Below are 13,289 nucleotides of genomic sequence, written 5' to 3'. Positions count from 1 at the left end.
ATTTCGGCTACCGCTTCACCTCCCCATTGAGGGGGGAGGTCGCGACGCAGTCGCGGGTGGGGGTGACCACCACGAACTCGATTGCCCACCTGAGTATGCCCCCGGTCACCCCACCCCGGAGCTTCGCTCCGACCCTCCCCCTCAAGGGGAGGGTGTGGCGCTCCGCAAGCTTTCCTCAATTTCGGCTGCCGCTTCACCTCCCCCTTGAGGGGGGAGGTCGCGACGCAGTCGCGGGTGGGGGTGACCACCACGAACTCGATTGCCCATTGAATATGCCGCCGGTCACCCCACCCCGGAGCTTCGCTCCGACCCTCCCCCTCAAGGGGAGGGTACTGCGCTCCGCAAGCTTTCCTCCATTTCGGCGGCCGCTTCATCTCCCCCTTGAGGGGGGAGGTCGCGACACAGGCGCGGGTGGGGGTGACCCACCACGAACTCGATTGCCCATTGCCCATGCCGCCGGTCACCCCACCCCGGAGCTTCGCTCCGCCCCTCCGCCTCAAGGAGAAGGTATTGCAATCCGCATCACTTCTCTGCAATTTAAACGCGAGGAGAGGTGCATGGTCAAAAAGCCGTCAAAATTGGATCGCTTCAAAATCGCCAACAGCCGCCGTCTTCGCAACGGCGCCACGGATGCCGAGATTAAACTCTGGCGCCACTTGGAGCGAATTCCGATTGATGGCACGCACTTTCGCCGCCAGGTTCCCATCGGTCCCTACTTTGCTGATTTCGCGTGCCATCAGATCGGCTTGATCATCGAACTCGACGGCAGCCAGCATGCCTCTGAGCGGGATTGCGGCGGGATGCGCAAAGAACGGCTTTTCTGGAGAATGAAGGCTATCACGTCCTGCGCTTCTGGAATGGCGATGTCTTCGAGGAGCTTAATGCCGTCCTTGACACAATTTTTGCCATTGTGCAGCAACGTCAAATTTTGCTAGCAGAAGCCAGCCATTTTCACCCCACCCCGGCACCGTGTGCCGACCCTCTCCTTCGCGGCGAGGGTGAGGAAGAAATCTGATGCCCGATCTTCTGCTTGAACTCCGCTCCGAGGAAATCCCGGCCCGTATGCAGCGCAAGGCTGCCGGTGATCTGAAGAAGCTGTTGACCGATGCGCTGGTCGAGGCGGGGCTGACCTATGAGGGGGCGCGGGAATATTGGACGCCGCGGCGCCTCACGCTCGATATTCGCGGCCTCAACACCCGCTCCGCCGACGTCAGCGAAGACCGCAAGGGTCCGCGCACCGATGCCAATGAAAAGGCGATCGAAGGCTTTTTGCGCGGTGCCGGTCTTACCTCGATCGATCAGGCGCATGTGCACAGCGATCCCAAAAAAGGCGATTTCTATGTCGCCCACATCGTCAAGCCCGGCCGTCCGGCAGAAGAGATCATTGCCGAGGTGATGCCCGGCATCATCCGCAATTTCCCTTGGGGCAATCCGATGCGCTCGGGCGCTGCGTCCGCCAAGCCCGGCTCGCTGCGCTGGGTGCGGCCGCTGCAGTCGATCGTCTGCCTGTTCGGCCCGGAACACGAGGAAACCCAGGTGATCCCGTTCACGGTTGGCGATATCACCGCGTCGAACGTCACCTACGGCCACCGGTTTCATGCGCCGGAAGCCATCACCGTGCGCCGTTTTGCCGATTACATCGAAAAGCTGGAAAAGGCCAAGGTCGTGCTCGATGCCGAGCGCCGCAAGCAGATCATCGCCGCCGACGCCGCCAATATCGCCTTTGCCAGCGGTCTTGAACTGGTCGAGGACGAAGGCCTGCTGGAGGAAGTGTCCGGCCTCGTCGAGTGGCCGCAGGTGCTGATGGGCGCGTTCGAGGAGGATTACCTGGCGATCCCGTCGGAAATCATCCGGCTGACCATCAAGACCAACCAGAAATGCTTCGTCACCCGCCGGCCGGGCGACCACCTCCCCCTTGAGGGGGGAGGTCGCGCGGTACGCGCGGGTGGGGGTGACAGTCAGGCGGGCACACAGGATCACCCCACCCCGTCGCTGCGCGCCGACCCTCCCCCTCAAGGGGAGGGTGCCCTGTCGAACAAATTCATCCTCGTTGCCAATATCGAGGCCAAGGACGGCGGCAGGGAAATCATCCACGGCAATGGCAAGGTCGTGCGCGCGCGTCTCTCCGACGCCAAGCATTTCTGGACCCGCGATCAGGGCAACCTGCCGGATCTCGAAACGCTTAAAGCCTCGGCCGCAAAATTCGATCTCGACCTGAAAAAGCCGCTCGACCAGCGCATGGCCAAGCTCGACGCGCTGAACGTCACCTTCCATGCCAAGCTCGGCACGCAAGGGGAACGCGTCCAGCGTATCCGCACGCTGGCCGCAGAACTCGCAAAGGTGACCGGCGCCGATCCGACACTGGTCGATCGCGCCGTCGTGCTGGCAAAAGCCGACCTGCGCACCGAAGCCGTCGGCGAATTCCCCGAGCTCCAGGGCATTATGGGCCGCAAATATGCGAGTTTGCAGGGCGAAGACGCCTCCGTCGCCGCCGCCATCGAAGATCATTGGAAGCCGCAGGGCCCGTCCGACCGCCTGCCGGCCGATGCCGTCGGCCTGACCGTGGCGCTCGCCGACAAGCTGGACACGCTGGTGGGCTTCTGGGCCATTGACGAAAAGCCGACCGGCTCCAAGGACCCCTATGCGCTGCGCCGCGCGGCGCTGGGTGTCGTGCGGATTTTGCTGGAGCGGAAGGTGCGGTTGCCGCTTTCCACCGTCGTTGAGGATAGCGACCTCATCTCCTTCTTCCACGACCGCCTCAAAGTCTATCTCCGCGATCTCGGCGCCCGTCATGACCTGATCGATGCGGTTTTGGCTGCGCCCCCCTCATCCGGCCCTTCGGGCCACCTTCTCCCCGCTGGGGAGAAGAGGGAGCAAGGGGCAGCGGCAGAGATCCCTTCTCCCCAGCGGGGAGAAGGTGCCCGAAGGGCGGATGAGGGGGGCGCCAATGACGACCTCCTGATGGTCGCCCGCCGCGTCGAAGCGCTGACGGCGTTTGTTACCTCGGAAGAAGGCCTCAACCTGCTTGCCGGCACCAAGCGCGCCACTCAGCTTCTGGCCGCCGAGGAAAAGAAGGGCACGCGGGTCGCAGCCACGGTCGATCCCGCACTCCTGACGCTCGATGCCGAAAAGACGCTCTATGCCGCCGTGACGCAAGCCTCGAGCGAAGCAAGCGCTGCCATCGCCGGCGAGGATTTCCGCTCGGCCATGGAAGCCCTGTCGAAGCTGCGCGGTCCGGTCGATCAGTTCTTCGCCGATGTCCTCGTCAACGATGAAGACCCCGCCATCCGCGCCAACCGCCTGGCCCTGCTCGGCCTGATCCGCGCGGCGACAGGAACAGTTGCGGATTTCTCGAAGATTTCGGGCTAACGCATGACGCTGGCGCGATTACAAGCGCCGCAAGGGAAGCCGACATGCCATTGACCCGTGACTTCAAGGTGACCATTCAGGCGCGCGCCAAAAATGACGCGGATTTTCGTGCTGCGCTGTTGTCGGACGCGATCGAACTTTTGCTGTCGGGCGATATGGAAACCGGGAAATCGGTTCTGCGGGATTTTATCAATGCGACGGTGGGGTTCGAACGGCTGGCCGAAAAAACCGGCACGCCCGCTAAAAGCCTGATGCGTATGTTCGGACCGAAGGGAAATCCGCGTGCGGAAAACCTCTTCCATGTCATCCGTCACCTGCAGGAAGAAACCGGCGTCCATCTTGCGGTTGCTGCCGCCTGAAGCGATAGAGGCGCGGTGGAACAGCTCTGGAAATCAGATGCCACCCGCGCTATTCAGGGCGCATGACCGCCAAAATCCTCGTCAGCGCCTGTCTCATGGGCCATGCCGTCCGCTATGACGGACAGGCAAAGCCGCTTGTGCATGCTGCACTCGATCGCTGGCGAGATGAGGGGCGGCTGGTGACGGTCTGTCCGGAAATGTCGGCGGGCATGCCGGTGCCGCGGTTGGCGGCGGAGATCGGGGAGGGGTGGTCGGCGGCGGATATTCTGTCCGGCAAGGGTCAGGTGCGCGAAAGCAATGGCACGGATGTGACGGGCGGGTTCCTGCAGGCGGCGCGCAACGCACTGGCCTTGGCGGTCGAAACCGGCTGTACGCACGCGCTGTTGATCGACGGTAGCCCGTCCTGCGGGTCCGGCTTTGTCTATGACGGCAGTTTTTCAGGCCGCCGCCAGAAGGACGAGGGCGTGACGGCGGCGCTTTTGAAGGCGCATGGCATACAGGTGTTTTCAGATCGGCAGATTGAAGAGCTCGTGGCTGCCATCGGTCATTGAGAGCTCGCCGAAACCGTCCGGCCCGCCGGATCGTTACCGCCAGTAGTTCCAGAGTTGCCGGAAGGTTAGAGGTGCGGCATTTGGCATTCGCCACAAAAAATTGCGCCCCTGCTTCTCTCAGGGGCGCAATCTTTCGCCTGGAGGGCGAATGCCCGGTCAGCCTTTGATGAGTGGCTGGTTAGGGCAGGGACTTGGAGTTCCCCGTCATTTTAGCCGAAGTTGGAAATTTTCGAGATCAACTTCTTGTGACCGTCTGTCTTGCGGCGTTACCGCAGCCATTCCGGAAAGCGACGCGACGCTGACCGAGCTTGTTTTCGCAGCGCTATCGATCATCACGGGCGTGGCTGTTGCCTCGGCCTCAACAGGCAGAATTTCCGCAGTTGCGGTCTTTGCCAGATTGCCTGACAGCGTCATTTTGGCATGCGCCTCCTTGATGTCGTCGTCGGATGCCTTGCTGATGAAGACGACTGGTGAGCCGCCAAGCCAGGCTTCCGTGCGCACCATTTTCATCTCGCCGTTGATTTCCCTCAGCTCCACCCGCTCGGTGCCCGCAGCGATTTCGGGAACGATGTAGCCGGTCTTCTTTGCGACGATCAACGCAGGGCACTGGCCGCAGGAAAGCTGCGTGATGCTGTGATTGATCTTCTCGCCGGAGACGACGCGTTCGAGCGAAGACGCGCCGGCTGTGCTGGCGGCAGCCAGGCTTGCAAATGTAAGCAAAAGGGCGCGCATCGGCTTTCTCCTTTGATATCGTCAAAGGAAAATATCCGGTCTCCGTTACGTTCCCGTCAGGAGAATTGGTAAAAATTGAGTGAGTTTTACGATGGGCGGCGCGGCCGTTACGCTGTCTCGCGCTCGACCGCCTGCCAGCCGATATCGCGGCGGCAAAAGCCGTTGTCCCATTCCACCTGATCGAGTGCGGCGTAAGCCCGGTCTTTCGCCGTGCTGACGGTGCTGCCCATCGCCGTGACGTTGAGCACGCGGCCGCCGGTCGCGACCAGCTGCCCGTCCTTCAGCGCCGTTCCGGCATGGAACACCTTGGCATCGGTGCCTTCCTTCGGCAGCTTTGTAATCGGCGTGTTCTTGTCGTAAGTGCCGGGATAGCCCTTCGACGCCATGACGACGGTGAGTGCCGCTTCGTCGCGCCACTCGGCGCTGACGGAGGCAAGCGTGCCGGTGGCGGCCGCATGGAGAAGCGGCAGCAGATCGCTCTTCAGCCGCATCATCAGCACCTGGCATTCCGGATCGCCGAACCGGACATTGTATTCGATCAGTTCCGGCCCCTTGGCCGTGATCATCAGGCCGGCAAACAGCACGCCGGTAAAGGGGTGGCCGCTATCGGCCATACCGGCGATCGTCGGCTCAATGATCTCGCGCATCGTGCGCTCGACCATGTCTGTGGTCATGACGGGGGCAGGCGAATAGGCGCCCATGCCGCCGGTGTTCGGGCCGGTATCGCCATCGCCGACGCGCTTGTGATCCTGCGCCGAGGCGAGCGCCAGAGCGGTCTTGCCGTCGCAAAGGCAAAAGAAGCTCGCTTCCTCGCCGTCGAGGAACGCCTCGACCACCACTTCGGCACCGGCTTCGCCAAACGTGCCGGAAAAGCAGCTGTCGACAGCCTCAAGCGCCTCGTCCAGCGTCATGGCAACGGTCACGCCCTTGCCGGCGGCAAGGCCGTCGGCCTTGATGACGATCGGCGCGCCTTGTTCACGGATATAGTCTTTGGCCGGTCCGGCTGCGGTAAAGCGCTGATAGGCACCGGTCGGGATGTTGTATTTGGCGCAGATATCCTTGGTAAAACCCTTGGAGCCTTCCAGCTGGGCGGCGGCGGCAGACGGTCCGAAAACCGCGATGCCAGCGGCGCGCAACGTGTCGGCAAGACCCGCCACCAGCGGAGCCTCCGGGCCGACCACGACGAAATCGATGGCTTCCTTTTGGGCGAAGGCCAAAACGGCGGCGTTATCGGCCGTGTCGATATCGGCAATGATTGCCTCTTCGGCGATGCCGGGATTGCCGGGTGCGGCGTAAAGCGCCGTCAGGCGTGGCGATTGCGCCAGTTTCCATGCCAGCGCATGTTCGCGGCCACCCGAACCGATCAACAGAACTTTCATCGCCTACTCCGCCATCTCGCGAGGCTCAAGAGCCCCATTTGTCGTAGGGGGCTCTATGGCGAGGGCGCTCCAAGGTCAAGGAAAAATCGCTGCAATGGCGGCGAGACAGGCCGTCACGACAGGTTGGATATCCCGGATTGGCGGTCGCGATCGGTAAAGGACGAATAGTCGTCTGCGGGGCCGGCAATTTTCGCCGTCTGCTTCAAGGCCCAGATGGTGAGTTCCGGCAGCATCAGCGGCTTGCTGATGAGATAGCCCTGGAAATGATCGCAGCCGGCCGCCGTCAGCATTGCCAGCTTTTCTGGCGTATCCACGCCTTCGCCAACCACAATCATCTCCTGCGCGTGGCAGAGCGCGATCATCGCCTTCAGCGCCGGAAGCGATTCCTCGTTGGCAAGATTTTGCACCAGGGCCCGGTCGAGCTTGATGGTGTTGGCGGTATATTCGATGATCTGCTGCACGGAGGTATAGCCGGCGCCGAAATCGTCGATGGAAATCCGGAAGCCGCGTTCCCGCAGGGTTTCGATATTGCGGTGCAGCTGGTCGCCGAGCTTGACCGCATAGGTTTCCGTCAGCTCGATCTCGATGATACGCGGATCGAGCCGGTGCCTTGCCGCGCAGTCGGAGAAGTAGTCGCTGATCGATTTGGAATGCAGCTCCGCCGACGAGATGTTGATTGCAAGAACGGTCTCGGGGCCGAAAAGCTGCTTCAGCCGGTGATATTCCGACATCGCCCGGTTGATCACCCACCAGTCGATCTTGGTAAACAGGCCGGTGCTTTCGGCAATCGGCACGAATTCGTCGGGCGTGATATTGCCGAGCGCCGGCGAATGCCAGCGCAACAGCGCCTCGCAGCCGATCACCTTGCCGCCGGTATCGACCATCGGCATGTAGACGAGGTGAAACTGCTCGTCGGGATCGACCAGCCGCAGTTCCTCCTGGATCTGGCGGATGCGGTCGCGCTTGTCCTGCAGCGCCCGCGAAAAGCGCGAGGAGCGGTTCTTGCCGTCGGTCTTGGCCTGGTACATCGCCGCATCGGCATTGGAGATCAGTTCGGCAAGATTATTGGCATCCGTCGGGCAGATGGCGACGCCGATGCTGGCGGTGACAGGATAATACTTGCCGCGGACCTCGAAGCCGTTGGAAAACAGCCCAAGGATCGCAGCGCACATTTCCCGGATCGTGCCGTCGCGCGGTGTCGATTGCACGAGAACGGCAAATTCGTCGCCGGACAGGCGGGCAAAGACGGCCGGCAGCATCTGCCGGCGCGCAACGATGCCGCCGATGGCAGCCTCGATCCGCATCGCCAGCGTCTGCAACAGGTCGTCGCCGACCTCATGGCCATACTTGTCGTTGACGAATTTGAAGTGATCGATATCGATGAACAACAGGCTGCAATGGCCACCATTTGTGGTCACCGAGTTGATGATATCGGCGGCGAGCATGTTGAAATGGGCGCGGTTGCTGATGCCGGTCAGCGTATCGGTCCAGGACGCCTGCTGCACCAGGTTCAAGGCGCGCTGCGACTGGTCGTGCAGCTGCTTGATATTGCCGGTCAAGCGGCCGATTTCGCCTTCCGCGCCGGTCTCTCTGATATCCGCATTCTCGCCGCTCATCACCGCCGTTACCTGCCGGTCGAGGGCCGAGATCGGATTGGTGATGAACCGGCGGATCAGCGCGATCATCAGCCCGACCGAGAGAAAGCTCATCACCAGCGCGCCGGAAACCAGCAGCAATTTCAGCTGCCCCATATTGCCCGACCCATGCGACGGCGGCACCGTCATGGTTGCAAACAGCGAGGGCGCCATGCGCACGGCGGCGGAAAGATTGGTGGAGGATGACGGCTGAGGTGCGGTCTCGAATGTAATATCGGCTTCATATTCGTGCTGCAGGGCGCGCTGCATGCTCAGAAACTGCGTCGGTTCGATCGCCACCTGCACCAGGAGCGCATCGGCCTTGGCGCTCGGCAGCGGGCGGCTGAAGGTGACGGGGTCGATAAATTCCGAATAGACGATCAGTTGCCGCGTCTCCGTGTCGTGCAGGAAGCTCCAGTCGCGCAGCTGGCTGCCACCGGCCAGCCGGCTTGCCAGCGCAAACTGCGCCGGACCGATCTCGGCAAAAGGATCGTCGCTGTTTTCAAAGTAGTAACCCGGCGTCAGGTCGGGATTGAGGATGGCGAAGGAAATGAATTTCTTCGGATCGTCGGACAGCGAGCGAACGCTCTGCTGCAGCCGCAGCCCCAGCGCATTGTTGCGGTAGGCCTCGTCCGATTCCGACACGAACAGACGCACCGCGTTGCCCTCCAGCATCGAGTAGAGGAAGCTCCGGCTCTGGCTGACCTCGTTGCGGAACAGTGCTGCCATATGGTCGAGCTGCTGCGAAAGCCGCGTCCGCTCCAAAGCCAGCACCGCGCGGCTTTCGATGAAATAGACCGAGAGGGCGGCAAGCAGATAGCCTGCCAGAACGACCGGAAAGATCAGGAAGAACGCGCGCTTGCCAAGTGTCACTGGAAGTTTGCCATCGAGCTGATGATGCGCCGGCGCGTCTGGATCGATTGGATCGACAATTCCTTCTGGTACTGGCTTTTCGCCATGATATCGGCGGGCGGGTAGATTTCCTGGTTGGCGCGCATGTCGGCGGGGATGAGTTCGAGCGCCTTGTCGCTGGCGGCGGGCATGGTCAGCGCCAGCGCATTGTCGGCCGCACTTTGCGGCGAGCCGATGAAATCCACCAGCTGCAGGGCCAGCGCCTTGCGTGGCGAGGCGGCGGTGACGGCCATGCAATCGAGCCAGGAGAGCGTGCCTTCCTTCGGCACCGCATAGCGCCAGACGCCCGGCGTGCCGGCCTTTTCATTGAGCACATGCTGGTCGCCGCTATAGGCGAGCGCCATGTAGATGTTCTTGCCGTTTTCAGGGCTCTGGATCGAGGTGATCACATAGTCATAGGTGAGAACGAAGGGAGCCTGCTTCTTCATCACCTCGAAGGCGGCTTTCAGCGTCTCGTTGTCATTGGCATTGATGGATTTGCCCAGCATGATCAGCGGCGCGATGAAGGCCTCGTTGTGATCGTCGTACATGGCGATATGTTTTTTCAGCGCCGGGTCCGGCGCCATCAGGTCGTTCCAGGAGGTGGGCGCGATTTTGACCATGTCGGAGCGGTAGACGATGCCCATCGTCCCCCAGAGATAGGGCATAGCATAGCCGGCGCAACGCGACGTCCATTCGGGCTTGTAGTCGTTCATCGAAGCGACGTTCTGGCCGGACAGGGGTTCGAGCACGCCGCGCTTGCCGAACAGTTCGGCGCCGTTTTCGCCGACGACGGCAAGGTCGATATTGCTGCTGGGGTCCGACAGCACCTCGTCGCGTGCGTCGCCGCTGTCATAATAGATCTGGTGAACGGTGACGCCGGTCTTTTCCGTGAAGCGGTCGAGGATCTTCTGGTCGATATAGGATTCCCATATCAACAGGTTGAGCGTCTCGGCCTGCGCGGGCGCTGGCGCGAATGACGCGGCAAGCGCAGCGGAAGCGGCCATAAGTAAGTTGCGCATCATATTCACCCCGATAGTCCCCGGGCCGAACTTATCGCTCAATACTTGATGAATACTTACAATGGGATGTCCCGGTTGCAATTGGGTGAACTGCCACCGGGAGAGATTTCGTCACGGCGACGTGAATGCCTTCCCCGTCAGCCGCACCTTACCGATGGCTGGGAAGCTTCGGCAGGAAGATCGTCAAGAGGCCGAGCAGCGGCATGTAGGAGCACAGCGTATAGACGAACTCGATACCGTTGCGATCGGCAAAGATGCCGAGCACCGCCGCGCCGATGCCGCCGAAGCCGAAGGCAAAGCCGAAGAACATGCCGGCAATCAGCCCGACCCGGCCCGGCACCAGCTCCTGGGCAAAGACCACGATGGCCGAGAACGCCGAGGAGAAGATGAAGCCGATGATGACGACCAGCGCCGCCGTCCAAAACAGGTTGGCATAGGGCAGGAGCAGCGCGAAGGGGATGACGCCGAGGATCGAGAACCAGATGACGAAGCGCGCGCCAAAACGATCGCCGATCGGCCCGCCGAAGATCACGCCGGCAGCCGATGCGCCGAGGAAGAGGAACAGCAGCATCTGCGCTTCCTGCACGCCGACGCCGAACTTCTCGATCGTGAAGAAGGTGAAGTAGCTGGACAGGCTGGACAGATAGGCATTTTTCGTTGCCGTCAGGATGACGAGAACGATCAGCGTCCAGATAACCTGGTTGCGCGGCAAGGGCAGGGTGCGGCTGACCGGCTTGCGGCCGGCCGAGCTGCGGCGGTGGCGTGTGTACCAGACGCTCACCCAGGACAGAACCATGAAGCCGGTCAGCGCGATCACCGAAAACCAGCTGAGGCTTCCCTGTCCCTGCGGAATGACGATGAACGCGGCGAGCAGCGGCCCGATCGCCGTGCCGGTATTGCCGCCGACCTGGAACAGCGACTGGGCGAGGCCATGGCGGCCGCCGGAGGCAAGCCGTGCCACGCGCGAGGCTTCCGGATGAAAGATCGCCGAACCGATGCCGATCAGGCAGGCGCCGATGACGAGCACGTAGAAATGATGGGCATTGGCAAGGGTGATCAAACCCGCGCAGGTCGACAGCATGGCCGCCGGCAGCGAAAACGGCATCGGCCAGCGGTCGGTGACGACCCCCACGGCAGGCTGCAGCAGCGACGCGGTCACCTGGAATGCGAAGGTCAAGAGACCGATCTGCACGAAATCCAGCGCGTAGTTTTCCTTCAGCAGCGGGTAGAGCGATGTCAGAAGCGACTGCATGATATCGTTCAGCATATGGCAGAAGCTGACGGCCACGATGACGGAGACTGCCGTCTTTTCTGGGCTGATGCCTGTGGGTGATGCGATGCTCGCCATGCTCTTTTCCTCGCCGACGGTAGTGTAGACATGAATATGCGCTGTCTCTACATCGCTTGAGTATGGCCTGCTTTTGTGCTCTGGTCGTATTCTTTCGAGAGTGGGCCAAATGCAGACATACGACCTCAAATCCCGCGATCCCGCGGGCGATGATACCCATATTGAGAACCTGCAATGGATCGATTTGAACGATGATCCCATTACAGCGCTTGGCCGTCATTATCCGGCGGGTTCGCGCGGGCTTCCGCACAGCCATACGAAGACGCAGCTCTGGTGCGCGCGGCGCGGCGTGGTGCTGGTCAATACCGCCGGCGGCCGCTGGATGATCCCGCCCGGTCATGGTCTGCTCATCCCTGCAGGGCTCGAACATTTCAGCGAGATGATCAGCGATGTCGAAATGCATTCGATCTATGCCGATCCCGCAGTGATTTCTGCCGTTCAGCCGCGCGTTCTGGAAGTGACACCGCTTGCCTCCAGCCTGATGGAGGAATTGGTGCTTGCGGAGGAAAAGCCGCTGACGCCGCGCCGCAAGCGGCTGATCATCGAGCTTTTGCTGGACGAAATCAGCCTGTTGCCGGAACGGCCGCTCGGCCTGCCGTTTCCCAGCGACGCCCGGCTTGGCCGCCTCTGCCGGCATTTCCTGAAGTCACCCGACGCCAATGCCGGTATCGACGAATGGGCAAGCGGCCTTGGCATGAGCCGCCGCTCCTTCACCCGGCTGTTTCGCGCCGAAACCGGCGTCAGCTTCGTCACCTGGCGCCAGCAGGCCTGCATTTTCGCCTCGCTGCCGGGGCTGGCAGAGGGCGAGCCCGTGACCAATGTGGCGCTCGATGCCGGGTATGAAAACATCGCCGCCTTCACCACGATGTTCCGGCGCATGCTTGGAAGCGCACCCAGCACCTATCTGAAATCGCGCACGCTGGGGTGACCTTGGCTATGGCAAATTGGCGACAATGCGGGGCCGATTGCGCCGCCTATGGAAAATAATCGCTAAAGGCGGCTGGTTAACGGGATGGTAGTGGGGCAAAGCCTACAACACCAAAGATCGATGATAGGAGACCATAGGACGACCTCTTCCGGCCGGAAACGAAAATCGAGCCGATCCTATGGGCTCCTATCATCGATGGCTGGTGTTAAGCCGCTTAACGAAGCATTGTTTGTCTGGAGTTGCGACGTGTTCAACCGATCCGTGTTTGCCCTTTCCATGGGGTTGTTTCTTGCCACGTCTGCCGGCGCTCAGGCGCAGGAGCGCCAGCATTTCTGGTCCGGCGACTGGTACTTGAAAGTCGGCGCCACCGGCTTTCTCGGCCCGAAATATGACGGCTCATCCGATCGCCTGTTCCAGGCAGCGCCGCTGATTTCGCTTGGCCGGGCCGGCAGCACGGTGCGGTTTTCGTCGCGCAACGACAATCCGGCCTTTGCCTTCGTCGATAAGGGTGCGTTTCGCGCCGGTGTCGTCGGCAAGCTGATCTTCGAGCGCGATGACGATACCTCCTCCGATCTGAAGGGCATTGATCCCGTCCGCTTCGGCGGCGAACTCGGCGGCTTTGCCGAAGTCTATCCGACCGACTGGCTGCGCATCCGTGCCGAATTGCGCCAGGGCATCCGCAGCCATCACGGCATCGTCGCCGATGTGGCGGCCGATGGCTTCGTCGATGTCACCGAGACTGTGCGCCTGTCCGCCGGCCCGCGCCTGTCGGCTGCCACCAGCGATTATTTCGACGCCTATTACGGCATCAACGCGTCGGAAGCGGCAAAATCCGGCTATTCGAAATATACGCCCTCAGGCGGCCTGAACTCTGTTGGCGCCGGAGCCGCCATCACCTGGCAGGCGACCGAAAAGATCGAAGCCAGCGCCTTTGCCGAATACAAGCGTTTGATGGGCCCGGCAGCCGATTCGAGCATCGTCAAAGAAGGCGGCAGCCGCAATCAGTTCCTGGTCGGCCTGTCGGCCACCTACCGTTTCGATTTCACCCTGGAATAGGCCGGAGCCTGCCATGCGGC

The 13,289-nt window shown here is 61.7% G+C and carries 11 protein-coding genes and 1 pseudogene; 7 read left to right on the top strand and 5 right to left on the bottom strand.

Annotation, left to right across the window (positions count from 1 at the left end):
* Positions 1–95: 95 nt before the first annotated feature.
* The 5 genes and pseudogenes from ASD32_RS31005 to ASD32_RS03265 all read left to right on the top strand — a co-directional run.
* A pseudogene (locus ASD32_RS31005) lies at positions 96–755 on the top strand (DUF559 domain-containing protein); the annotation flags it as partial.
* 35 nt (positions 756–790) lie between these two features.
* Complete coding sequence (locus ASD32_RS31000; RefSeq protein WP_348270733.1) at positions 791–1,015, top strand: DUF559 domain-containing protein; 225 nt, start codon at positions 791–793, stop codon at positions 1,013–1,015.
* Positions 1,015–3,369: a glycine--tRNA ligase subunit beta gene (locus tag ASD32_RS03275; protein WP_060636468.1), complete on the top strand. Its 2,355-nt coding sequence runs from the start codon at positions 1,015–1,017 to the stop codon at positions 3,367–3,369. Before ASD32_RS31000 ends, ASD32_RS03275 begins: the two co-directional genes overlap by 1 nt.
* Positions 3,370–3,413: 44 nt before the next feature.
* Entirely contained in the window at positions 3,414–3,728 is a 315-nt protein-coding gene (locus tag ASD32_RS03270) for a hypothetical protein (protein ID WP_060636467.1), read from the top strand.
* A 62-nt stretch (positions 3,729–3,790) separates the two neighbouring features.
* Entirely contained in the window at positions 3,791–4,279 is a 489-nt protein-coding gene (locus ASD32_RS03265; RefSeq protein WP_060636466.1) for a DUF523 domain-containing protein, read from the top strand.
* A 204-nt stretch (positions 4,280–4,483) separates the two neighbouring features.
* Here ASD32_RS03265 and ASD32_RS03260 read toward each other — a convergent pair whose 3' ends face one another.
* The 5 genes from ASD32_RS03260 to ASD32_RS03240 all read right to left on the bottom strand — a co-directional run bounded on the left by ASD32_RS03260 (position 4,484) and on the right by ASD32_RS03240 (position 11,285).
* Positions 4,484–5,011: a plant virulence effector HPE1-like domain-containing protein gene (locus ASD32_RS03260; RefSeq protein ID WP_060636465.1), complete on the bottom strand. Its 528-nt coding sequence runs from the start codon at positions 5,009–5,011 to the stop codon at positions 4,484–4,486.
* Between the two features lie 107 nt (positions 5,012–5,118).
* Positions 5,119–6,390, bottom strand: a complete 1,272-nt coding sequence (gene purD / locus ASD32_RS03255; RefSeq protein ID WP_060636464.1) for a phosphoribosylamine--glycine ligase — start codon at positions 6,388–6,390, stop codon at positions 5,119–5,121.
* Positions 6,391–6,503: 113 nt separating this feature from the next.
* Positions 6,504–8,897 (bottom strand): bifunctional diguanylate cyclase/phosphodiesterase, encoded by a 2,394-nt coding sequence (locus ASD32_RS03250; protein WP_060636463.1) that lies wholly within the window; start codon positions 8,895–8,897, stop codon positions 6,504–6,506.
* Positions 8,894–9,937: a spermidine/putrescine ABC transporter substrate-binding protein gene (locus tag ASD32_RS03245; protein WP_060636535.1), complete on the bottom strand. Its 1,044-nt coding sequence runs from the start codon at positions 9,935–9,937 to the stop codon at positions 8,894–8,896. Before ASD32_RS03245 ends, ASD32_RS03250 begins: the two co-directional genes overlap by 4 nt.
* 148 nt (positions 9,938–10,085) lie before the next feature.
* Positions 10,086–11,285, bottom strand: a complete 1,200-nt coding sequence (locus tag ASD32_RS03240; RefSeq protein WP_060636462.1) for an MFS transporter — start codon at positions 11,283–11,285, stop codon at positions 10,086–10,088.
* Positions 11,286–11,394: 109 nt separating this feature from the next.
* Between ASD32_RS03240 and ASD32_RS03235 the strand changes: the two genes are divergently transcribed.
* Together ASD32_RS03235 and ASD32_RS03230 are read left to right on the top strand one after the other, a co-directional pair.
* Positions 11,395–12,213, top strand: a complete 819-nt coding sequence (locus ASD32_RS03235; protein ID WP_060636461.1) for a helix-turn-helix transcriptional regulator — start codon at positions 11,395–11,397, stop codon at positions 12,211–12,213.
* Positions 12,214–12,489: 276 nt separating this feature from the next.
* Positions 12,490–13,269, top strand: a complete 780-nt coding sequence (locus ASD32_RS03230) for a MipA/OmpV family protein (protein ID WP_156383046.1) — start codon at positions 12,490–12,492, stop codon at positions 13,267–13,269.
* Positions 13,270–13,289: the final 20 nt, after the last annotated feature.

It is taken from the genome of Rhizobium sp. Root483D2 (genome assembly GCF_001426685.1).
In the GTDB taxonomy this organism is placed as follows: domain Bacteria; phylum Pseudomonadota; class Alphaproteobacteria; order Rhizobiales; family Rhizobiaceae; genus Pararhizobium; species Pararhizobium qamdonense.
This window is presented reverse-complemented; position numbering and strand designations above follow the sequence as displayed.